Origin of the sequence: Thiohalobacter sp. (genome assembly GCF_027000115.1) — a bacterium.
GTDB lineage: Bacteria > Pseudomonadota > Gammaproteobacteria > Thiohalobacterales > Thiohalobacteraceae > JALTON01.
The window spans coordinates 16416-38058 of record NZ_JALTON010000021.1 but is presented as its reverse complement, the minus strand read 5'-3'; the positions used below and the strand labels follow the sequence as shown (position 1 = coordinate 38058).

General features: G+C 65.0%; 17 protein-coding genes and 3 tRNA genes. 4 read left to right on the top strand and 16 right to left on the bottom strand.

The features are described 5' to 3' along the window. The 3 genes from MVF76_RS03265 to MVF76_RS03255 all read right to left on the bottom strand — a co-directional run bounded on the left by MVF76_RS03265 (position 1) and on the right by MVF76_RS03255 (position 3974). Complete coding sequence (locus MVF76_RS03265; protein WP_297527355.1) at positions 1-1182, bottom strand: hypothetical protein; 1182 nt, start codon at positions 1180-1182, stop codon at positions 1-3. A 220-nt stretch (positions 1183-1402) separates the two neighbouring features. After that, positions 1403-2239 (bottom strand): WecB/TagA/CpsF family glycosyltransferase, encoded by an 837-nt coding sequence (locus MVF76_RS03260; RefSeq protein WP_297527354.1) that lies wholly within the window; start codon positions 2237-2239, stop codon positions 1403-1405. Further along, the gene (locus MVF76_RS03255; protein WP_297527353.1) at positions 2232-3974 is read right to left on the bottom strand and encodes a bifunctional sulfate adenylyltransferase/adenylylsulfate kinase; all 1743 of its coding nucleotides are present in this window, start codon (positions 3972-3974) and stop codon (positions 2232-2234) included. The genes MVF76_RS03260 and MVF76_RS03255 overlap by 8 nt, the downstream gene beginning before the upstream one ends. Positions 3975-4355: 381 nt before the next feature. Between MVF76_RS03255 and MVF76_RS03250 the strand changes: the two genes are divergently transcribed. Together MVF76_RS03250 and MVF76_RS03245 are read left to right on the top strand one after the other, a co-directional pair. Next, on the top strand, positions 4356-4634 hold the full coding sequence (locus MVF76_RS03250) for a type II toxin-antitoxin system RelE/ParE family toxin (protein WP_297527352.1): 279 nt from the start codon (positions 4356-4358) through the stop codon (positions 4632-4634). Between the two features lie 9 nt (positions 4635-4643). Then, positions 4644-4931 carry a HigA family addiction module antitoxin gene (locus tag MVF76_RS03245; protein ID WP_297527373.1) on the top strand — a complete coding sequence of 96 codons (288 nt, stop codon included), beginning with the start codon at positions 4644-4646 and terminating at the stop codon, positions 4929-4931. Positions 4932-5034: 103 nt separating this feature from the next. Here MVF76_RS03245 and MVF76_RS03240 read toward each other — a convergent pair whose 3' ends face one another. Beyond that, the gene (locus MVF76_RS03240) at positions 5035-6516 is read right to left on the bottom strand and encodes a phosphomannomutase (protein ID WP_317622923.1); all 1482 of its coding nucleotides are present in this window, start codon (positions 6514-6516) and stop codon (positions 5035-5037) included. A gap of 407 nt (positions 6517-6923) precedes the next feature. On the opposite strand from MVF76_RS03240, the gene MVF76_RS03235 reads away from it, so the two are divergent. Continuing rightward, the gene (locus MVF76_RS03235; RefSeq protein ID WP_297527350.1) at positions 6924-7223 is read left to right on the top strand and encodes a hypothetical protein; all 300 of its coding nucleotides are present in this window, start codon (positions 6924-6926) and stop codon (positions 7221-7223) included. A 33-nt stretch (positions 7224-7256) separates the two neighbouring features. Here MVF76_RS03235 and MVF76_RS03230 read toward each other — a convergent pair. The 8 genes from MVF76_RS03230 to MVF76_RS03195 all read right to left on the bottom strand — a co-directional run bounded on the left by MVF76_RS03230 (position 7257) and on the right by MVF76_RS03195 (position 12671). Beyond that, positions 7257-7332, bottom strand: a tRNA-Ala gene (locus tag MVF76_RS03230). Between the two features lie 474 nt (positions 7333-7806). Beyond that, positions 7807-8151: a type II toxin-antitoxin system RelE/ParE family toxin gene (locus tag MVF76_RS03225; protein ID WP_297527349.1), complete on the bottom strand. Its 345-nt coding sequence runs from the start codon at positions 8149-8151 to the stop codon at positions 7807-7809. Continuing rightward, entirely contained in the window at positions 8148-8387 is a 240-nt protein-coding gene (locus MVF76_RS03220; RefSeq protein ID WP_297527348.1) for a type II toxin-antitoxin system ParD family antitoxin, read from the bottom strand. The genes MVF76_RS03225 and MVF76_RS03220 overlap by 4 nt, the downstream gene beginning before the upstream one ends. A gap of 139 nt (positions 8388-8526) precedes the next feature. After that, positions 8527-8602, bottom strand: a tRNA-Phe gene (locus MVF76_RS03215). Between the two features lie 53 nt (positions 8603-8655). Then, positions 8656-8928, bottom strand: a complete 273-nt coding sequence (locus MVF76_RS03210) for an oxidative damage protection protein (RefSeq protein WP_297527347.1) — start codon at positions 8926-8928, stop codon at positions 8656-8658. Beyond that, entirely contained in the window at positions 8885-9994 is a 1110-nt protein-coding gene (mutY, locus tag MVF76_RS03205) for an A/G-specific adenine glycosylase (protein ID WP_297527346.1), read from the bottom strand. Before mutY ends, MVF76_RS03210 begins: the two co-directional genes overlap by 44 nt. Further along, entirely contained in the window at positions 9991-10542 is a 552-nt protein-coding gene (locus MVF76_RS03200; RefSeq protein ID WP_297527345.1) for an SRPBCC family protein, read from the bottom strand. The genes mutY and MVF76_RS03200 overlap by 4 nt, the downstream gene beginning before the upstream one ends. Continuing rightward, on the bottom strand, positions 10539-12671 hold the full coding sequence (locus MVF76_RS03195; protein ID WP_297527344.1) for an AsmA family protein: 2133 nt from the start codon (positions 12669-12671) through the stop codon (positions 10539-10541). Before MVF76_RS03195 ends, MVF76_RS03200 begins: the two co-directional genes overlap by 4 nt. Before the next feature lie 314 nt (positions 12672-12985). Between MVF76_RS03195 and MVF76_RS03190 the strand changes: the two genes are divergently transcribed. Beyond that, complete coding sequence (locus tag MVF76_RS03190; RefSeq protein WP_297527343.1) at positions 12986-13486, top strand: host attachment protein; 501 nt, start codon at positions 12986-12988, stop codon at positions 13484-13486. 360 nt (positions 13487-13846) lie between these two features. On the opposite strand, the gene MVF76_RS03185 is transcribed toward MVF76_RS03190, so the two are convergent. From MVF76_RS03185 to prsT, 4 genes are all read right to left on the bottom strand, one after another. Continuing rightward, on the bottom strand, positions 13847-15922 hold the full coding sequence (locus MVF76_RS03185; protein WP_297527342.1) for a GspE/PulE family protein: 2076 nt from the start codon (positions 15920-15922) through the stop codon (positions 13847-13849). Positions 15923-16194: 272 nt separating this feature from the next. Beyond that, entirely contained in the window at positions 16195-17838 is a 1644-nt protein-coding gene (gene ltrA, locus MVF76_RS03180; protein ID WP_297527341.1) for a group II intron reverse transcriptase/maturase, read from the bottom strand. 15 nt (positions 17839-17853) lie between these two features. Beyond that, a tRNA-Gly gene (locus tag MVF76_RS03175) sits at positions 17854-17927 on the bottom strand. A gap of 872 nt (positions 17928-18799) precedes the next feature. Next, a complete protein-coding gene (gene prsT / locus MVF76_RS03170; RefSeq protein WP_297527340.1) occupies positions 18800-21550 on the bottom strand; it encodes an XrtA/PEP-CTERM system TPR-repeat protein PrsT in 2751 nt (916 codons plus the stop codon). Between the last annotated feature and the right edge of the window lie 93 nt (positions 21551-21643).

Sequence of the window (21643 nt, the reverse complement as noted above, 5' to 3'; positions counted from 1 at the left end):
TCAGTCTACATTACGTTTTGCTGTGGCAGCCAGAATACTTTGCACGACATGGTCAGCACAGACACTAGCTGAGTCTTCCGTCTTGACAACATAACCGACCGATGTGCCAGAGACTATGCGTCGGTATTGAGCTATTTGCCGTCGCACCTCCTCGATGGGCAGTTCCTTCTTGCGTCGCCATATTACTTCGGGATCATTATCGAGCAGAACAACAAGATCCGGCTTGGGAACCACACTTAGTCCAAGCCGGAACAGCCAATCCGGCAACCTGAATGCATAGCGAGCAGGATGGACGAAATAGTCGTAATAGTATCGCTCGGCCAGAATGACAGCGGTTTGCCGTTTGAGGAATGCAATAAGCACTCCGCCGATCACAAAGTCCAGGAGGTAGTAGCCGTATCGGAGGAGGGAAATCAAGGTTCCGTATTTATACTTAAGAGAGGGCGCTTCACTCTGAGCCTGGCCTGTTTCATGCCTAGCGGCCCGAGGCCTGCCCAGCCTCGGTAGCAGCCCCGGCCTCCAGTGAAAATGGCGCACCCTCCTGAATCCGCCCCCAATATTGCTCAACACATGACTCGCAATGGTCGACTTCCCGCTCCCATCCGGCCCCAGCAGAACAACAAATATCCCGGTTGGCTTGACAAGACGCCCAAGAACGCGGATACCCGTCAGAAAAAGCCGACACGACCCAAGGAGCGGGTGACGCCATCCTGCCCGACGCAAAGAGGACATCATCTGTGCACGGGCCGCCGCAAACCGAGCAGAATCACCATCACTCTGAAGCAGATCGGAGACAGCTTCCCGGAACCTCGCACCTGCGACAGTCTCGCACAGAGCAAGAATGGAACTGGTATCTGCGAGCTGCTTTATGTAACTGACACTTTCAGTGGTCAGAGTGCCTTTCTTTGTTTTTTTCACAAGTAGATAGGCCGCCTCAACTTCCGGCATTGGCACATACACATCATCTAATTCCCGGCGACCATACAGAAACATTGTGGACGGTATTAGATAGCGATTTAACCCATACTTGTCATGCAGGCAGTCGAGATGGAGGTACCCAGTGCCGTTCGGCGTGTCTATTGCCAGAACGAAGTAGTAGCACGCCGGAATATCGTAATGCAGAATCTGGATGATGGTCAGCAAACCTTCCGCTTGCATGTCGCGAAGCAGGGGAAGCAACACCTTCCTGGGATCCTTATCAAATGCCAGGTCTATATCACTTACCCTTCCACCATGCAGAGCATCCCTGCCATGAATCACAACATGCGGAACCCCCCGGTCAGACAAACGAGCAAGAATAGAGTACAAAACAGGAAGCGCAGCCGACCTATTCTCCCCATCGCACGCGGCTTGGCCTCGCCGATTCCTTTTTATTTCAGTAACAATGGACATGACCAGCCGCTCACGGACAACGCTTACGACGCGCCAACCCCCTTAGTGCATCGGAAGCTACGTACCACAAAAACAGCGAGTTCGTAACCAAATAGCGCTTCCATAGGCGCCTAGGCTCTCTACACAAACGATATAGCCACTCAAGACTCACAGACCTCATCCATGGAGGGCATCTTTTCACGGTACCGGCATGAAAATCGAACGCGGCACCAACACCCATAAGTATTGAAGGCTTAAACTCCTCCCAGTTGTTGGCCATCCATTTTTCCTGTTTTGGTGCACCCAGGCCAACCCAAATGAAATCGGGGGAAGCCGCCCTGATCATATCGACAATGGTGGCATGCTCGTCGTCGGTCATGGGCCTGAATGGCGGCGAGTACATACCTACGATCACGGCATCGGGATGACGCCCTTCGATAGTCGCCCGCAGCCGGGCCAGTGTATTTTCCGTCGCCCCCAGAAAGAAGTGGCGTGCCCCAGGCAGCGCAGCCAAACAGTGCTCCATAAAATCTGGCCCAGCCACCTGCGCGACATCTTGATAACCACACAGTCTCGCGTACAACGAAAGCGGACGACCATCTGGCAGAGACAGAAACGAGTTATTGGTTGCAGCACGCAGATCCGGGTCATTCCTAGACGTTACAACCGTATGCACATTGGAAAAGCAGATATAACCACCGCCACCTTGCCTCAAACGATTTTCTACTGCATTGAGGGCTCGAGGCATATCCATTCTGTTCACTAGGCAGTCAACAATCGCGAATCTGGGATAGTCTGACATAGAACCGACTTCGGATGCTGCCAATGGCTCAATGGATAAACGCCCCATAGCAGGAAACTCAGACATCAGGGCCCGACGCGTCCAGATACCCCTCCCTCAACAAATAAAGATAAATCTCCTGCGCCGCCTCCATCGGCGAGAGTCCCGTGGTATCCACCCGCAGCTCCGGGTTCTCCGGCTCCTCGTAGGGGTCGCTGATGCCGGTGAACTCGGGGATCAGCCCCTGCCGGGCCTTGGCGTACAGGCCCTTGCGGTCGCGGGCCTCGCAGGTTTCCAGCGGGGTGGCGACGTGGATCTCGATGAAGGCGCCGTGTTCCTCGATCATCTCGCGCACGGCGCGGCGCATGGCGGTGTAGGGGGCGATGGGGGCGCAGATGGCGATGCCGCCGTTCTTGGTGATCTCGCTGGCGACGAAGCCGATGCGGCGCACGTTGAGGTTGCGGTGTTCCTTGGAGAAGCCCAGCTCGCTGGAGAGATGCAGGCGGACGATGTCGCCGTCGAGCAGGGTGACGGGGCGGCCGCCGGCCTCGACCAGCTTGGCGTAGATGATCTTGGCGAGCGTGGACTTGCCAGCGCCGGACAGGCCGGTGAAGAACAGGGTCAGGCCCTGGCGGCTGCGCGGCGGACACACGCGCTTGAGATGCTCGATGACCTCGGGGAAGCTGAACCAGTCCGGCACCTCGATGTTGTGCGACAGCCGCTCCTTGAGTTCGGCCTCGGACAGGCTGACCGCCTCCTCGCCGTCGCGCTCGATCTGGCTCAGCGGCAGGTAGCGGCCGCGGCGCGGCACGTAGCGGTGTTCTTCCACCGGGACCATCTCGATGCCGAGCCGGTCCTGGTGCTCGCCGACCAGTGCCTGTGCGGCGTGGGCCGGGTAGAAGGCCTGGGCGGCCCCATTGCCGTTGGTGGCGGGCGGCGAGGCGTGGTCGGGGCCGACGAGGAAGTGCGAGCAGCCGAAGTTCTGGTGCACGATGCCGTGCCAGAGCGCCTCGCGCGGGCCGGCCATGCGCATGGCCAGCGGCAGCAGCGACAGCAGCGCGAGGTTGTGGGGGAAGTGCTTGCGGATGGCCTGGTAGCAGTGCACCCGGGCGTAGTACTGCAGGTCGCCGGGCTTGGTCATGCCCACGGTCGGGTGCAGCAGGATGTGCCCGCCGATCTCCTTGGCGGCCTGCAGGGTGATGTCGCGCTGCAGGCGGTGCATGGGTTTGCTGGTCTGGAAGGCCAGCACCCGGCGCCAGCCGAGCTTGCGGAACAGGGCGCGCAGGTCGGCGGGGCTGTCCCAGAGGCTTTCGAAATCGTAGTGGATGAGGGCCTGGATGCCCTCGAGGGTCCCGCTTATATAGGTATCGCCGACCTGCTCGTAGAGGTAGCGCACGCCGGGGTGGGCATCGGAGGTGGTGCCGTACACGGCCTCGGCCTCGCGGCGCTTGTCCGGCTGCCAGATGTCTTCCACCGTGAGCACGGCGGGCATGAAGCCCTCGCCGTCGCGCAGCGCAACCTTACTGCCCTTTTCCAGCTTTTCGGCGAAGTTGGCAGCAACATCGAGGACGATCGGGATGGGCCAGAGGGTGCCGTCGGCGAGCTGCATGCGCTCGACGACAGATTCGTAGTCGGCCTGGCCCATGAAGCCGGAAAGCGGCGACAGCCCGCCGTTCATCAGCAGCTCCAGGTCGCAGACCTGGCGCTGGGACAGGGTCAGGGACGGAAATCCCTTTGATTCCGACTTGAGGGCCTCGGCCCGGTCCTCGTCGACACGCAGGTCAACGAGTGCGCCGCCATGCGGCGGAATGAAGAACTCCATATTCCACCCTAACTTCAGTACTGCAAGGTTGTTGTTTTGTCAGGCCACGGGGCGCAGCGCTGGCCGGAAGAGCGCCGGGTTTTGTTGTCGTTGGCGGCTCCCCCGCCCGAAGGCGGCATTCCATACTAGGCGCGGCTTTCCCCAAGGTAAAGGCCGAATTTGTAGGAAAACGGCGACATTTTCGGATTCTTGAGAAAATACATTTGCTTATCGAGACAGGAGTGTAAGGTTTTTCAGACAGTTGGGGCCTAAGCAGCCCGGGTGAAGCGCAGCGCAACCCGGGGAACAGGCGGCATACCCCGGATTCCGGCCTGCCGCCCTGGCACGGCGAGCGGACGGGAAAGGCTTGTCGAATGTAACCATGAGGGTTACGCTTGGGCCGTGATCAGGTCGTTTCGACACAAGGGACTGGAGCGATTCTTCCTGACCGGCTCGCGCAGCGGGATTCGCCCGGCCCATGCTGCGCGTCTTCGGGTCATTCTGGGTCGCCTGCATGCCGCAACCGCCCCCAGGGACATGGATCTGCCGGGACTTCGCCTGCATGTCCTGACCGGGAACCGGCGTGGCTACTGGGCCGTCTCGGTAAGCGGCAACTGGCGCATCACCTTCCGGTTCGAAGGACCCGATGCACTGGAAGTCGACTATGAGGATTACCACTGAGGTATGGCAATGAAGATGCACAACCCCCCTCATCCGGGAGAAGTCCTGAGAACGCTCTGCCTGGAGCCTCTTGGGCTGACGGTAACCGAAACCGCGCGGGCATTGGGTGTCAGCCGGAAAACGCTGTCGGCCATCCTCAACGGACGTGCCGGGATCAGCCCGGAGATGGCCGTACGGCTATCGATCGCCTTCGACACCTCGGCGGAAAGCTGGCTGAACCAGCAGGCCCTGTTCGACCTGTGGGAAGCGGAGAAGAAACGCGGCCGGTTGAAGGTGAAGAAATTGTCGGCAGCCTAGGCGAGCAGCCCGGGTGGCGCGCAGTGCAACCCGGTGACCAGGCGGCATGCCCCGGATTCCGGCCTGCATCCAGGCCACCCGTCGCCTCACGCCTCACACACCCTCACCGCAACCCCGCCAGCCGTTCCATGCAGGCGGCGTTGAGCGCAGCCGCGCGCTCGGGCGTGTCGGCCTCGTTGTAGCAGCGGAACTCGGGGGCGTTTCCGGAAGGGCGCAGGTGGATGATCTCGCCGGAGTCGAAGGTGAGGCGGAGGCCGTCGGTGGCGTCGGCCTCGACCAGCCGGCCGGCGAGGTCGCCGAACAGCGCTTCCACCGCGCCGGCGTCGGCCTGGCCGTCGGGCGTCATCAGGCCGGCGATGATCTCGCGCGAGCGCTCGGTGGGAAAATCCTTGAGCCGGTCGCTGGCGGTGAAGCGCGGCGGCAGGTCGGCGACCAGCGCCGAGATCGGCTCGCCGCGCTCGGCGGCCATCACCAGCAGGGCGAGGATGACGATCACCGCGTCGCGGGTGGGCAGCGGCGCCAGGGTGCGGCCGTTGCGGGTGACCGGCGTGGCCAGCAGGAAGCCGCCGTTGGCCTCGTAGCCGGCCACCCCGCCACCGCGCGCCAGCGCCTGCTGCATGCCGGCGATGACGAAGGGCGAGCCGATGCGGGTGCGCAGCACCTCCTCGAACCCGCCGCAGCGCTCGATGGCACTGTTGCTGCTGACCGGCGTGACCACCCGCTGCACGCCAAGGAAGCGCGCGCAGAGGATGCCGGCGACATCGCCCCGCAGCCAGTGCCCCTGCTCATCGCTGATCAGCGGGCGGTCGGCGTCGCCGTCGGTGGAGACGATGGCGTCCAGGCCCTGTTCCGCCGCCCAGTCTCGCGCCAGGCGCACGTCCTCGGGGCGGATGGCCTCGGTGTCGACCGGGATGAAGGTCTCGGAGCGCGCCAGCCGCACGACCTCGGCGCCCAGCGCCCCCAGGATCTCGGCCAGCAGGTCGCGGGCGACGCCGGAGTGCTCGTACACACCGACCTTCTGCCCGGCCAGGGCGCCGGCACCGAAGAAGCGCACATAGCGGCGGACGTAGGCCGCGCGCGCGGCGTCGTCCGCCTCGGGCAGGCAGGTGGCGAGGGCCTCCGGCGCCAGTTCGGGCACGGTGACGGTGCGCTCGCGGATGGCGGCCTCGTCGTCCTTGAGGATCTCGCCGTCGGGGCGGTTGAACTTGATGCCGTTGCGGTCGTCCGGGATGTGGCTGCCGGTGACCATGATGGCGGGGATGCCCTGCTCGATGCCGTACAGGGCCACGGCGGGGGACGGGATGAAACCGCAGTTGACCGGCTCGCCGCCGGCGTCGCGCACCGCGCAGGCGACCGCCGCCATGATGCCGGGCGTGCTCGGCCGCAGGTCGCCGGCGATGGCCACCGCCTCGCCCGCCTTCCAGCCGAAGGCATCGCGCATGTGGTCGAGAAAGGCGCGGGTGTAGGCAAAGCAGACCCCGGGCGTCATGTCGACGACGCGCCCGCGCGCGCCGCTGGTGCCGAAGCCGACACCGCTCGCAGTCATCAGCTCGGCAATGCGATGTTGCTGGTTCCCCATGGGCATCTCCGGTGGTTTTTCCGGGGATGATACGGGAATGGCGCGGGGGTGAGGAGTGAGGCGACGTGTAGCCTGGAAGGAAGCCGCAGGCCAGAATCCGGGGACATGCCCTCCTTCCCCAGGATACGCTGCGCTTCACCCGAGCTACCTGCCGGCCCCGGCGGGCGGTTTCCGACACCCGCGGTCGGGGAATGCTTACAAGCCCGGGCAGGGATGCCGGACAGATCCCCAATGGCGGTTCACGGATACTGGCGTCGCCGCGAGACAGGGATGCCACGCGGCCGGCAGGCAACCGGTGTCAGGGACGATCACCCGCCTGCCGCTTCCGAATTCGGGCGCGGCCGGGGCGGATTTGCAAATCCGCCCCGGCCGTTCGAGACTGGCGGCCATCCGATTCAACCAGGGGAGCCGCCATGAACGAAGAAGCCCCGGGCCCGACCGACGCCAGCCTCCACCCCTTCGAACAGCGCCAGTACCGCCAGCGGCGCATCTACTGGCGGGTGCTGTTGCCACTGGCCCTGCTGCTGGGCGTGGCCACGGTGATCGGCCAGTTTCTCGCCGGCGCCCTGCTGGTGATCATCGCCCTGCTGGCGCTGCTGCTCGGCGCGGTGCACGAGCTGCTGGACCGCATCGGCTACCTGTCGCGGATGAGTTACCTGGCCTCGGAACAGCGCGCGGCGCTGATGGGGCGCGGCAGACATCCGAAAGAATGAACGGACACCCGCCGGAACCGGCGGGCGGAGAAATGGTGGAGCCGAGGAGGATCGAACTCCCGACCTTCGCATTGCGAACGCGACGCTCTCCCAGCTGAGCTACGGCCCCACGGTCTGCCTGTGCGGCCTATTGTGTACCAGAAGCGGGGCGCACAAAAGCGGGGGATGGGGGCGCCGGCCCAGTTTCATCGGGACAATGACCTGAATGACCGCATGCTCGCCGCGTTTCCGGCGCACGACCTTGAACACCGCCAACAGCGTGACGGTGGGTGCGATAAGGCCCCACCCGTTTCATCCTCCCGGAAGCACCCCCGACCAACGGCGAAACATTCCAACCCGGCGGAGAAACACCACCAAGTATCAGCAAACTATCAGTTGGTATCTATTTGATAAATTGGCGACCTATCACCAAACTATCATCAATTATCAAATTGATAGTTCGGGCGCATCCTGGCCCACGCCATGACGGTCCCCGATGCCTATCTCCACTGGATGGCGGGCAGCGTAGTACCCATAATGGGTATAGGCAAGCGCCTCCGGGCTTGTCGTGATCTATATCACTGGACGACTGTCAGGATACGGTTCAACGTCCCTGACGTTTTTCATCAGGGTCATCACTCAACCATGGGGGAATGTCCCGCTGACCCTGCAGTACCCGCCAGACATCGATATGATCTTCCCGCTCGACATAGAAGACCAGGTAGGGGAAATGTCTCACCGGCCAGCAACGGATGCCGGGCAGTTCGAGTTCGAGCGCATAGCGGGGGGAACCACTTTCGGGATGACGGGCGATATGCCGGAAGGCCTTTTCGACGGCATCGACAAAGCGCAACGCGACCCGGTCGCCGGCCTCCTGCAGGTAATGCGCCACGGCCTCTATAAGATCCTGGTCCGCGCGGGCGCGCCGGACGACGGGCTTGACGCTCACTTGCCGGCGTGACGCCGGAGGTGGTCGCGCAGGCCTTCGAAATAGGCGGCATCGGCGACACCGGCAGGGGTAGAAGCCGCCCCGTCGAGCAGCAGGTTGCGCAGCCGGGTTCGCTCCTGATCCTTGCGGATCAGCTCGCGCACATACTCACTGACGGTGCCGTAACCGCGGCTGGCCACCTGCTCGTCGACGAAGGCCTTGAGTCCTTCGGGGAGGGAAATATTCATCGTGCCCATGCGGACAAACTCTAGCGGCTTTGGCAAAAATTGGCAAGATTGCGCCGACGTATGTTGGGGACGGTTTCCAATCTGGAGGAAACACGCTGAATGCCACGGAGCAATCTGAGAAAAGGTCGAAAATATCGCCGCTTGAGATTGGTGGCCAGGGACAGAATCGAACTGCCGACACGGGGATTTTCAGTCCCCTGCTCTACCAACTGAGCTACCTGGCCGTCGTCGGAAAGGGCGTATTAAACCGGCCCGGCGGGGTCCCGTCAAGGCGCGGTTACTGGCCCGGGGGCGTGAACTGCTCGGGGGTGTCAGCGCCCTCGCCGAAAAAGAATTTCTCCATCTGTTCCTCGAGGAACTTGCGGGCCTTGGGCTCGATCGGCGAGAGGCGGTATTCGTTGATAAGGATGGTCTGCTGGCGCAGCCACTGCTGCCAGGCCTCTTTCGACACGTTCTCGAAGATCCGCTTGCCCAGCTCCCCGGGATAGGGGGGGCGGTCGAGACCTTCAGCCTCCGTGCCCAGCTTCACGCATTGCACCATCCGCGTCATCTTGCTCTCCTGATTGTCGGGCCTGCAGGGTTTCGAGCAGCCGGGCCACGGGGGCGGCCAGGCCGCGCTGATCGGGGGAGCGGCAGTTATACCAGACGCGCGCACCGCCTTCCAACACGCGGTCCGCCGGGTTTTCCAGCACCCGGGCGGCGAGCGGGCCGATGTCGAGCACGAAATGGGTGAAGCCGTGGCGCAGCGCGGGCCAGGACTCCGGCTCGGCGATGCGCACGCCCAGCTCGCGTGCCGCCCAGTCGACCGGCGCTTCACCCTCCGGTACCTCGGGCAGGCACCAGAGCCCGCCCCAGATGCCCGCGGGAGGGCGACGCTCCAGAAGCACGCGCCCTTGCCCGTCGTGGGCGATCAGCAGCCGCGCACGGCGCAGCGGCCGTTCGCGCCTGGGTCGCGGCGCGGGCAGTTCGCCCTGCCGGCCCTCGGCGCGGGCGCGACAGTCCGCGGCAAGGGGACAGCGCCCGCAGTCCGGCCGGGCGCGGGTGCACAGGGTCGCGCCCAGATCCATCATCGCCTGGGTATAGTCGGCAACGCGCCGCCGGGGCGTATGCGCCTCCGCCAGTTCCCACAGGCGGCGCTGCACGGCGGCCTGCCCGGGCCAGCCGTCGATGCCGTGAAAGCGCGCCAGCACCCGCTTCACGTTGCCGTCGAGAATGGCATGGCGTTGCCCGCAGGCCAGCGCGAGGATGGCGCCAGCTGTGGAGCGGCCGACCCCGGGCAGGGCCGCGACTGCCTCGAAATCCTCGGGGAAACGCCCGCCATGGCGGTCGCGGATGACCATGGCCGCCCTGTGCAGGTTGCGGGCTCGGGCATAGTAGCCCAGGCCCGACCAGAGATGCAGCACCTCGTCGAGATCGGCCTCGGCCAGTGTGGACAGTTCGGGAAAGCGCGCCATGAAGCGTCGATAGTAGTCGATGACGGTCGCGACCTGGGTCTGTTGCAGCATGATCTCGGAGACCCAGACCCGATAGGGGGTGGCTTGCTGCTGCCAGGGCAGATCGTGACGGCCATGGATGTCATACCAGGCCAGAACCCGGTCCGCGAAGTCGTCTGTCATGGCTTACCGGCCAGGCGCTCCAGATTGTGGATGCTCTCCAGCGCCTCCGCCCGCAGCGCCCGCTGGATCAACCAGGGACCGATGAGAGGCGGGACCCAGAAGGCGGGCTCGATCTCGCTGACGAAGCGCATGCGGGTTCCGGCGGCGTCCTCCTCGAAACGCCAGCGCGCGAAGCCGTAGCGGAAATCGGACTGCTTCGGGCGCACCGTGGCGTTGATGCTGCCGTCAGGCGCCACCTCCAGGTCCTGAACCTGCTCGATCTCCTTGCAGAAGATGGCGACACAGACCTTCGCTACCGTGCGCACCCGGTCCCGCCCCGGCCCCGCACCGGCCAGCACCTCGCTGGTGTGGATGGAGGGATTGATGCGATCGAGGTGCGGGTAGTCGGTGAGCAGCGTGCGCAGCCGCCCCGCAGGCGCGGCAAAGCGGGCATCCAGCTCCACCCGGTAGACGGTGCCGCGCTGTTCGACCAGCACGTTCAACAGCTCCGCCGCCTGCGCCGGCAGGGCCAGGAAGCAGAACAGCAGCGCCGGCCAGGGCATCCTCATCGGCCGAACAGCCCCTTGAGCTTGCCCCCCAGCTCGTTCTTGAGCTTGTCTTCCAGCTTGTCGCCTACCTTTTCCTGAATCTTCTCCTCGACCTTTTTCTTCACCTTCTTCTCGACGGCGGCCTTGAGTACCTTGTCGAGTTCCACGTTGTAGCGCGGCTCGCTGAAGCTGCCCTTGATGCGCACCGGAATGGCAAGACCCTTGAGGTCGGCCAGCCCCGCCCCGCCCTGGCCCTCCAGGGCCTCGACGATTTTCACCGTGAGCAGGTAGTCCAGCGCCTGGGCAGGCAGATCCACCTTGCCCTTGCCGGCCACCCGCAGCAGCGGAGAGCGGCCGTCGAGGTCGTCGTTGTAGACCACGCCATTGCGGATCTGCGCCGTGCCGGTGACGGAACTGAAGTCGGTCTGGTTGGGGCCGGTCTCGGGCGGTGGCGGCTGCCCCTTGAGCTGCGCCTTCGCCTTGCGGATGAGCCGGGCGATGTTGACGCCCTTGACCGCGCCATCCCTGAAGGAAAAGGCGGCCGTGCCGTTGAGCGTCTTCTGGATGGCTGGCACGTCGGCGCCCCGGCCGGTGATCTTCAGCGACACATCGGCCACGCCCAGCAGCTTCTCTTCCTTGCCGGCGAGATCGCGCAACAGCGGACCGGCCTGCACGCCGCTCACCTTTTCATCGAGCGAAATGCTCGGCGTCGCGCCGCGGGCATCGAGACGGATGTTGCCCTGGTAGCGACCCTGGTAGAGCTTCGCCTGTGCCGGGCTCACGTTCACCAGCCCGTCGCGCGCCTTCACGGTGACACTGACATCGGTGCTGTTGAGCTGGTAGGCCTTGAGCCTGCCGATGCGCAGGCGGCCGTCGAGATCGAGGGCCTTGAGCGTTTTCACGGGCAGGGCTGCGGCACCGCCGGCCGCAGCCTCGGCCGGGGTGGGCGGCGCCTTGACCTCGCCTGCCTTGCGCGGCGGCAGGTAGCGGTCGAGATCGATGGCGTCGAGCGCAAGATCGAAGCGGATGGCGCCACTGGAGAAATCGGCGATGCCGGCGGTGCCGGTCAGGCTGCTGTCGTCCAGCCGCAGCGCCAGCTTGCTCAGCTTCACCGACTTCGGCGTGGCCGCAAAGTCGAACGAGACTCCGGCCTTGCCCAGCACGGTGGCGTCGCTGGTCTCGGGCAATGGCTGGCCGAGTCGCCCGATCACTTCCCGCGGCACGAACTCATCCAGCTTCAGGCTACCCTGGAAGCGCGCCTGCTCACCGAGGATATGCGTGCCTTCGGCACGGCCGCGGGCCTTGAGGCCGAGGGCCTCGAGTTCCAGTTCCGGCATGGACAGGGTCTGCTTCGCCAGATCCACCGACAGCCCGGTCTCGAGCCCGGCCTTCAGCTTGCCGCCGGGCAGCCCCTCGCCCTCCGCTTCCAGTGCCAGCCGCAGATCGTTTACTTCGATGCGCCGCAGATCATCGGACAGCGCCACCTCGCCCTTGAGCTCGAGTTCGGCCTCGCGCTTCGGCTTGCCGCCTTCCATCTCGGCCTTCAGTTTCACGTCCACCGGCTTGCCGGGACGGATGGCACCGAGCGTGAGATCCAGGTCCCGGATCTCGTAATGCTGGCGGGCCTGGTGGTCATCCCAGCGCACGCGCGCATCAGCGACATCGATACCGCCGATGGCAAGCGCCGCCAGCGCCGGCGACTGACCCGGTGCGGCCTCGCCGGCCGCTTTCGCTTCCGTCTTCCCGGAGGGGGCCACCAGGTCGTCCCAGTTGTTCCGCCCCTTCGCGTCCCGCGCCAGGTTCAGCGTCATGCCCTCCAGACGCAACCTCGACATCTCCAGCTCGCGACGCAACAGGGGCAGCAGCTTGACGCGTACCTCGACTTCCTCGACTGCTGCGAAGGGCGCATCTCCAAAGCCCGGTGCGTTGCCCAGCCGGGCGCGACCGATCTCGACGCCCAGCCAGGGGAACACCGAGAGTTCCATGTCACCCTCGATCACCAGTTCACGACCGGTCTTGTCCTTGACCATACCGGTGATCCGGTCCTTGTAGTCGTTGGGGTCGAGGAACATCGGCAGCGCGATGGCCGCCACCACCAGCAGCGCGACCAGAATCCCGACAGTGATACCGACGATCCGCAATGCCTTCATGCTGTTCTCCCTGCTGAGCCGGGTGGCCTGCGCCAGCCGGTCTGGACCCGATCCAGGTTCGAGTACAGGCCGGCGCCGGGGCGCACTGCCATCCTGAAAGGTGACAACTTATTGAATCCTGAACCGCACTTCAACGACCTGCGGGCGGGCCTTGAATTCCGCCCGTATGGGGACTATGAACAGTACATGGAACACGCGTTCCCGTCTCCCTTCTTTTCCCCCGTGGACGCCGCCCGGCGTTCCCTTCACAGCCGATATCCGATTGCCGGCACGCGACGGCGGCCGGCCCTTTCCATGCATGCAGGAGGTTGTACATGAACGGTAACTGTGTGATCGTCGCCGACAATGGTCGGGCCCGCTTCTTCCGCCTGGCCGATGTCGAGTTCCCGGAACTGGAATCCGGCCCCAACCTCGAGGAGATCAACGATCTGGTCAACCCGGAACGCGAAGCGGCCGGCGACGAGATCTGGAGCGACATCAAGTCCGGCCGCAACCGCGGCAACGGCGGCGCGCCCGCGCATGGCTACGACGACCATCGCGACCAGCACGAGGATGAATTCGACCGGCGCTTCGCGCGCACCATCGCCGCCGAGGCCGAGCGCCTGGCCAACGGCAGCACCCGTGAACTGGTGGTGGTGGCGCAGAAGCGCGCGCTGGGCCTGCTGCGCAACGAACTGGCCGCACTGGGCAAGCGCGGGGTACGCATCCGCGAACTTGCCAAGGACCTGAGCAAGCTGTCGCCCATCGAGCTTCAGGATCACCTGGCACGGCTCAATCTCATTCCGCCAAGACGGATGCGCAGCGCACAGGCCTGAGGGTCATTCTTGCGCAACGACGCCGGCCTCGTGCCGGCGTTTTTTGTGCCGACCGAAATCGTCAGACGCGCAGTAGCCGTAGGATGTGCAAAGCGCAGCGTGCCCATCATGCTGCTGATCCAGGCGTAGGATGTGCAAAGCGCAGCGTGCCCATCGCACTGCTAATCCGGAACACAGAGGCCACGGAGACGCAGAGGGCACGGAGTTTTTCCCGCTCGCCTCCAGTCCACCTCGGCGCCCTCGGTGCCTCGGTGGTCTCTGCGTTGCCGCTTGACAGGCTTGATGGGCACGCTGCGCTTTGCCCATCCTACGTTCGCCGTCGTCCTGCTATTGGGTTCGCGGGTTTCGGGGTGATCCGCTTCACTCCAGCCGCACGCGGTACACCTCGGCCAGCGAGGTCTTCTGCTCCCGCGCGAGGCGCAGCGCGTTCTGCGTCAGCGGCACCATGCCGTCGCGCATGGCCTGCTGGCGAATGGCGTCCGCGCTGACATCGGCAGTGATGATATCACGCATCGCCGGCGTGACCCGCAACAGCTCGTAGACGGCCATGCGCCCGTGGAAGCCGGTATGGTTGCAGGCCTCGCAGCCCTGGCCGCGATGGAAGACCTCGTCCTCACCCACTCCGAGGCAGCGGCGCACGCTGGTGTCGACCGGCTCGAGCTCGATACAGTGCGGACAGTTCAGCCGCACCAGCCGCTGTGCCAGCACGCCGAGCAGGCTGGATTTCACCAGGAAGGCCGCCACGCCCATTTCGATCAGCCGGGTAACGGTGGTGGGGGCATCGTTGGTATGCAGGGTGCTGAGCACCAGATGGCCGGTGAGCGCACTCTCCACGGCGATCTTCGCCGTCTCCTGGTCGCGGATCTCGCCGACCATAATGACATCGGGGTCGTGGCGCAGGATGTTGCGCAGGGCGCGGGCGAAGGTAAAGCCGGGCGCGGTATTGACCTGGATCTGCTCGATGCCCTGGACACGATACTCGACCGGATCCTCGACGGTAATGATGTTGACGTTCTGCTTCCTTACCTCCTGCAACGCGGCATACAGGGTGGTCGACTTGCCCGAACCGGTGGGCCCGGTGACCAGCAGCATGCCGTAGCTCCTGTGCAGCAGGTCGGTGAACCGCTCCGCATCCTCCAGGGTGAAGCCCAGTTCCGAAATGGACCGCAGGCCATTGTCGGCATTGAGCAGCCGGATGACCACACTCTCGCCGCTGACGGTCGGAATCACCGAGATGCGCATGTCCACCGTCCTGCCGGCCTCGACCATGCGCGCGCGCCCGTCCTGCGGCAGGCGGCGCTCGGCGATGTTCATGCGGCCGATGATCTTGATGCGCGCCACCACCGCCGGCAGCAGCACCTTGGCGAACTTGCGTACCGGAACGAGCGTGCCGTCCTGACGATAGAGCAGCGCCACGTGATCGTCGGCAGGGCGCAGGTGGATATCCGAAGCATCGCGGCGTATGGCCTCGGCCAGTATGTTGTGGACCAGGCGCACGATGGGCTTTTCCTTGCCCATGCGCTCGACCTCGTGCACCGGTGGCTGCGTCTCCATTTCCTTCTGGGCCACCAGCTCCAGCTCGTCCAGCGCCTCCGCGTCATCGGCGACGCCATAGGCGCGTTCGATGGTCTGCTGCAGATCCTCCGGCGCTGCCACGCAACCCTCGACGCTGTGGCCGCTGACGAAGTGCAGCAGGCTGAGCAGCTCGGCATCCGCCGGATTCTCCATGGCCACGATCAGGCGGTCGTTGATCCTCAGCAGCGGCATCACCCGGTGCTCGCGCGCAAAGTTCTCCGGGATGTCAGCCAGCACCTCGGGCTCGACGTCAAAGTCCGCAAGATCGACCAGCGGCACCGCCAGCCGCCGGGCCAGAGCCTCGGGATCGGTGGCCGCACTGGAAGCCGCGGCAATCGGGGCCAGCGGGGTGCGCGAGGCCATCACCACCGCCAGTTGCTCGCGGCTGCGCACGACGCCATCGGGCGGCGTGCCGCCGGCGCGGTCCGGCTGCCCCGACACGCTGCCGACCCGGTAGCGCGCCAGGGTGGCAAAGGGTACGAATTCGCGCTGCACGCGCCCCTCGGCGTCGACCAGCAGGTGGAGGCCATGATGATCGATGCGCACGTCGAGAAAGGTGTCCTCCCGTGTCCGGCCATCGCGGTAACGCAGCCACAAGGGTTGTGGCGCATGCGCCTCTTCCGGCAAGGCATTCAGCGCATGGGAAAGATCGGTGGTGAACAACAGCCGACGCATATCGGCGAAGCGGAATGTCTCGGCGGGACCGTCTGCATGGTGCAGGGACAGTTCGCCGCGAAGGGGGTCGAAGCGGCCGAGCCGCCCCTCGCGGGCGTCGCCGGACAGCAGCTCGACACGCACCGGCGTGCCGGCGGCACCCTCGCCGGCGAAATTCTCGACAGGAAGTGACAGCAACTTGCCCATGGCAGACCCTTCAACCGTCTGTTTCACCAACCCGAAATTGCGTCAAGGGCTGCGGACGATGGCGGACTCGCGACCGACCATGTGTCCCCGTTACAGCGGCCGCGCGCGAAAACGCTTGAAGGGTAAAGCGGACAGAAGTGGAGCGGGTGATGGGAATCGAACCCACGTCATCAGTCGGGTAAGGGAGGAGGCCTTGCGGCCCCTCCCTCCCCTAAGAACCCGGCGTGCGAGTTTCCCCGCACCGGGCTCAAGCAGCCTCGAAGTTCTTTCCGTCAACAGAAAGAACCGGCAGCCCTTCCTGCCAGGCTGTGCAACTGCCGATGGCAGTTAGGATGCATCATTGCGAGGTTGTCCGCCTTGTCGGTGCCACCGTGAGTCCGCCAGGTCCGATGATGGACGTGCCATCCCGTCTTCTTGACGATTTTCTCACCACACCACGAACAAACCCCGTTTTGACGCGCCCACAACCAGTACAGTTTTCGGCGTCCCATCAGGGTGGAGGCCATCTTCTTCATGAGGACATGCTCGAAGTAGCTCTCCCACGCCGGGTCGTACGGGTTGGCCTCGGCTTTGACCTTCACATGCCGTCGTATCGAAAGATCCGACAGCCGTGCAAGGGTCGTGTTGTCAGACGCAAACACCCAACTACGGTTATCACTGGCCCGGAAATATTTCTTCCGGATCCAGCGTTGCCCCTTGTTGGGGTGCCGACGTCTGGCCCAACGCCACAGGGCCTGAAAGATCTTGTGATCCATTTTGGCGAATGTGCGTTTTGCCATCTGGCTTCTGTGATATTCGCCCCATCCCCGGATAATCGGGTTCAGGGTCCGTATCACATCATCCTGACTGGCGGTCCGCATTCGTCTCAATGTATCCGCGACCTTTTGATAGAACGCCTTCCGGTTTTTCCGAGACGGCTTTATCAGGAGAATCTTGTTGAACCGCCTGACATTCCATCCCAGAAAGTCGAAGCCTTCCGTTATATGGGTCACGCGAGTCTTCTCTTTCGAGAGCTGCAGACCGCGTTCGCCCAAGAAGGCTTCCAGCAACGGAACGACTTCGTGTTCCAGCGCTTCCCTGGTGGAAGCTGTAACTACAAAATCATCCGCGTACCGGATAAAGTTGATCTTGTGCCGGCGTTTGAAGCGGCTTTTCAGCAGCCGCTCCATGCCGTCCAAGGTCATGTTCGCCAACGTCGGTGAGATTATGCCGCCTTGCGGCGTACCTCCCTCTGTCGGGAACAGGCGTCCCTGTTCCATATAGCCGGCCTTGAGCCACCGTCGGAGAACGACCCGGTCAATCGGAATGTGCCGTTCCAACCAGCTGTGGCTGATGTTGTCGAAGCAGCCTTTGATGTCTGCATCCAACACCCACTGTGGAGAGTGCCTTCGCCCCAGCGCATTCTGACACTGGACGATGGCGTCCACCGTGGACCGGCCTCTCCGAAAACCATAAGAGTTGGGATCTGCCGTGGATTCCGCTACTGGATCGAGCGCGAGCAGATACAGTGCCTGCATGGCCCGGTCCCGCATTGTCGGAATCCCTAGCGGCCGTTTCCCTCCGTTGGCTTTCGGTATGTGGACCCGCCGAAGCGGGCGTGGACGATAATGTCTTGTATCCAAGTCAAATATCGCCCTCCACTTGTCACCGGGCGTAGACCAGGTTTCCCCGTCAACGCCAGGTGTCCTGCGGCCCTGATTCTCGGTGACCCGCCTTACGGCGAGCGCTTTCGCACTGGTGGACCGAGTAAGCAGTTTCTGCAACCGCCGTACGGTCCGCCAGTCACCTTCTCGGGCTGCCTTCGCTATTCGGGCCTGCAGCCTCCCCACCGTCTTGTGGACTGTCCGCCACGAAATATCGTGCCAGCCAGTCCAGACGTTGGAGGCGACATCGCCCCTCACAGCGTGTGCGTCCATATCAGCCTCCTGAGTTGGAGCGGGTGATGGGAATCGAACCCACGTCGCCAGGTTGGGAACCTGGAGCTCTACCATTGAGCTACACCCGCCTGACCCTGAAGACTCAGGACGCCCCCTGAAGGGGAACATCCCCCCTTCAGGGTCGGGTTGCCACAAGCCTGTCTAACGACAGGCCACCACGCGGAAGTCAGCACCCTTTCGGGTTGGGGCGATCGTTTCATCCCCTATCCCGGCCGCTACAGCCGGGCTTTCGCTTTTTCCGCGATCCTCTACCCGCTGAGGCATCGGTCACCCTTGCGGGCTTCCTAGTCCCATCCGGGACACCTCATCGGGCTTACCACGTTCCGTGTAAGCAACACGGGTTGGGAGGGCCCCACCTTTTCGCCGGTGGTCTTGTCGCCAGCGTGCCCTGACCAAGCAACAGGACAACCCGACCACATCCCTTTTGGGCTGGGCCCAGACGCAGTTGGCCCATTCAGCTTTACGACGTTTACCAGTGGTTCGCTTACGCTGACCCTTCAACCCAGCCTGGCTCCTCACCGGGTGCGTCTCCCGGATCACACCGCGCCCCTCGCGGGGCGTGGCGTACCCCGCGGGGTGGCTACGTTGTCAGGGCGCTTCGCACAAGACCGTTACCAGTCTTGCACTGCCCCTAGGCTACGGGTGGCTGGACACCCGGTCCACTACGGTATTTCACCGCTGGACAATTGCTTACACGGCCTTCGCCGCTTTCCTCCGTGGTCGGAAATGACCATTGGAGGAGGCTTGTCGGTTCCTCACTCTTCAAGCACCCGAAGATGCAGCGTGGTGAGAGGCCGACGACCTCGCGACTCGTGTCGCACGCTTGGGAAGCTGAGGTTCTACCATTGAACTACACCCGCGATGTCGGCCTATTGTCCGTGGCCAGGACGGAACTTGTAAAGCCCTGCCCACCCGCATCTTCCCCCAGGCCGGAAGCGGACTAGAGCGACTCGAGCAGCGACTCGGCCCGCGCGCGCCCGGGGAAATCACCACGCTGGAGGGCATTCTGCAGCTCGCGCCGGGCATCGTCGCCACGGCCGCTGGCGATCAGCGCCTCGGCGAGATGCACGCGAATCACCGGCAGGTGCGGCGCGCGCGCCACGGCCTTGCGCAGCAGGGTAACGGCCTCCTCGGCGCGGCCGTTCCGGAGATAGATCCAGCCCACGGTATCCAGTACCTCGGGATGACGCTCGGCTTCGGGCGCCATCGCCTCGGCCAGGGCCAGCGCCTTCGCCGACTGGCCGGCCTCCTGGTACAGCCAGGCCAGATTGTTGCGCACCACGATCCCCACCGGCCCGGCGGCCACCGCCCTTTCGTAGGCGTCTATGGCTTCGGCAGGACGACCATCCTCCTGGCGGCCCATGCCCAGCAGGGCCCAGGATCCGGCGTCGTCGGGATGGGTCTTCAGCCAGTCGGTGAGCGCCCGCTCGGCCTGCTCGGCATCGCCGGCCGCGCGCAGGGCCTGGTAGTGGCGCCGCGCCACCACCGCCCCGCCGCCCCGTTTCAGCGCCTCGGCGAAGGCCGCCGCGGCAGCGGCATGGTCGCCGGCCAGTGTGAGGGCATCGCCCTCCAGGTAATAGCCGGCGGGCTCGTCCGGATGGGCGGACTTGAGCTGGTCGATGTAGCGCTTCGCGGCCTCCAGATCCTTCTCGGCCAGCGCCGCTTCGGCCAGGGCGCCGAGGGCATCCGGATAGCCGGGCGCGACCTCCAGCGCCTTCTTCCAGGCGGGGCGTGCCCGCGCCAGGCCGCCATCGCGGTACAGCGCCTGACCAAGCAGGAAGTGGGCGCGGGGGTTGTCGGGCTGCAGGGCCACCAGCTGCCGGAAGACGTTGACGGCACTGGCCGTCTCCCCCGCTGCCAGACGGGCCTGACCCAGCACTTCCAGCACCGCCGGATTCTTCGGATGGCTCTTCTCGGCGGCCTGGGCGACGTCGAGTGCCTTGAGCGGCTCGCCGCTGACCAGATGATGGCGGGCGAGCATGACCGCCGCCGCAATCGAATCCGGGTCGGCCTGCCGGGCCTTTTCCAGCCAGCGCCCGCGCCCTTCACGGTCGCCGCGCCGCTCGGCGACCTGTGCCAGTTCCATCATGGCCTCGGCATGTTTCGGATTGCGCTCGAGCAGCGCGCGCAGATGGCGCTCGGCCTCGTCCAGGCGGCCCTGGGTGGCGGCCAGCCGCGCCAGCTTGAGATAGGCCGGGGCATAGTCCGGATCCTTCTTCAGCGCCGCCTGCCAGCCGGCGCGGGCGGCCTCGCTGTCACCCATGATGGCCTGCACGCCGGCGAGCAGATCCTCGGCCACCGGGCTGTCGGGCTGGCGCTCGCGCAGGGCGCGCGCGGCCTCCAGCGCCTGCGGATACTGCTTTTCCTTCAGCCGGGTGAGCACCAGCAGCACCGCGGTATCGGTGGGATCCCCGGCCAGGTCGACTGTCTTTTCCAGCAGGCTGGCGGCAGCCTCGGTCTGCCCCGAGCCGAGCAGGCCGAGGGCGAGCTGCTGTTTGAGGCCGCGATTCTCGGGATCCAGGCGGGCGGCGGCTTCCAGGTGCTGCGTGGCCTCCTCGTAGTGACCGAGCCGCAGCTGGGCCATGCCCAGCAGGGCCTGGATGCCGGCATCGTCGCCGCCGCCCCCGGGCACACCCTGAAGCACGTTCACCGCCTCCGCGGGCTGGCCGAGCTGCAGGTAGGTGGCGGCCAGCAGCTTGATGGCCTGGGCATCGCCCGGAACGGCCGCCAGGTAGGTGGACAGATGCTTCTGCGCCGTCTCGGGCTGACCCTGGTTGAAGGCCACCATGCCAGCAAGCAGCCGCGCGGGCATGAACTGGGGATTGGCCGCCAGCACCTTGTCGGCCAGCTCGCGGGCCCGTTCCAGCTTGCCCCGGCGCAGCGCGATCACGGCCCTGAGATGCGTGCCCATCAGGGTGAAACCGGCGGCCGTGCGGCTGGCCCGGACGTCGGCCTCGGCGGCATCGAGGTCGTTGCGCAGCAGGTTGACCGCGGCACGTGCCAGCAGCGCGCCCGTGTGGCCGGGTTGTACCTTCAGCGCGCGGGTGAAGGCCTCCGCCGCGGCATCCAGGTTACCCTGGTTGCGCTCCGCCTCGCCGATCAGCAGCCAGGCCTCGGCCCGTTGGGGGTCGCCTTCCAGCGCCTTCTCGGCATAGCGTTTTGCCTGCCCGAACTGGCCGCGGGCGAACACCAGCCGCCCGTAGGCGAGCCGGGCATCGACATTGTCCGGTTCCCGTTCCACGGCACGGGCGAGCTGTTGCTCGGCCTCCTCGACCTTGCCGAGCATCAGCAGGGCCTGGCCGCGCAGGGCGACCAGGGTCGGGCCCCAGGGCAGGGGCGGTTCCTCGCCGCCGGCGGCATCGAGCGCGCGCTGCGGTTCCCCGGCCAGCAGCCAGGCCCGCACCAGGGGCACCCGCCAGCGCGCCTCGGGCGCGCCCAGATCCCGGGCACGCGACAGCTCCTTGGCTGCCGCCCTGCCGTCGCCCTGCTTGAGATAGGTCTCGCCCAGCAGCAGCCGGGCCTCGACGTCGCGGGGCCTGTCCTGCAGGGCGTTCTTGAGCTCGATGACCGCTGCGGCGGTATCCCCGCGAGCGAGATGGGCCCGGGCCTCGGCCACGAAGTCCTTGCCCAGTGCCGGCTGTGCGGCCAGTGCGAGCACCAGCAGCGAAACGCGCAGATCGATGGCCTTCATGGTCTCCCCCTGTTGTTATGGCCTGCCTTCCCGTTGGGCCATGGTCGCGCAGCGGTGCCGGGGTGGCAAGCCCGCAGTGCCGGACCCGCAGAA

Excerpts from the sequence above, each read along its gene's own strand:
- MVF76_RS03260 (WP_297527354.1), bottom strand. The coding sequence starts at position 2,239 with ATGTCTGAGTTTCCTGCTATGGGGCGTTTATCCATTGAGCCATTGGCA.
- MVF76_RS03255 (WP_297527353.1), bottom strand. The coding sequence starts at position 3,974 with ATGGAGTTCTTCATTCCGCCGCATGGCGGCGCACTCGTTGACCTGCGT.
- MVF76_RS03245 (WP_297527373.1), top strand. The coding sequence starts at position 4,644 with ATGAAGATGCACAACCCCCCTCATCCGGGAGAAGTCCTGAGAACGCTC.
- MVF76_RS03240 (WP_317622923.1), bottom strand. The coding sequence starts at position 6,516 with ATGCCCATGGGGAACCAGCAACATCGCATTGCCGAGCTGATGACTGCG.
- MVF76_RS03235 (WP_297527350.1), top strand. The coding sequence starts at position 6,924 with ATGAACGAAGAAGCCCCGGGCCCGACCGACGCCAGCCTCCACCCCTTC.
- MVF76_RS03220 (WP_297527348.1), bottom strand. The coding sequence starts at position 8,387 with ATGGGCACGATGAATATTTCCCTCCCCGAAGGACTCAAGGCCTTCGTC.
- MVF76_RS03210 (WP_297527347.1), bottom strand. The coding sequence starts at position 8,928 with ATGACGCGGATGGTGCAATGCGTGAAGCTGGGCACGGAGGCTGAAGGT.
- mutY (WP_297527346.1), bottom strand. The coding sequence starts at position 9,994 with ATGACAGACGACTTCGCGGACCGGGTTCTGGCCTGGTATGACATCCAT.
- MVF76_RS03200 (WP_297527345.1), bottom strand. The coding sequence starts at position 10,542 with ATGAGGATGCCCTGGCCGGCGCTGCTGTTCTGCTTCCTGGCCCTGCCG.
- MVF76_RS03195 (WP_297527344.1), bottom strand. The coding sequence starts at position 12,671 with ATGAAGGCATTGCGGATCGTCGGTATCACTGTCGGGATTCTGGTCGCG.
- MVF76_RS03190 (WP_297527343.1), top strand. The coding sequence starts at position 12,986 with ATGAACGGTAACTGTGTGATCGTCGCCGACAATGGTCGGGCCCGCTTC.
- MVF76_RS03185 (WP_297527342.1), bottom strand. The coding sequence starts at position 15,922 with ATGGGCAAGTTGCTGTCACTTCCTGTCGAGAATTTCGCCGGCGAGGGT.
- ltrA (WP_297527341.1), bottom strand. The coding sequence starts at position 17,838 with ATGGACGCACACGCTGTGAGGGGCGATGTCGCCTCCAACGTCTGGACT.
- prsT (WP_297527340.1), bottom strand. The coding sequence starts at position 21,550 with ATGAAGGCCATCGATCTGCGCGTTTCGCTGCTGGTGCTCGCACTGGCC.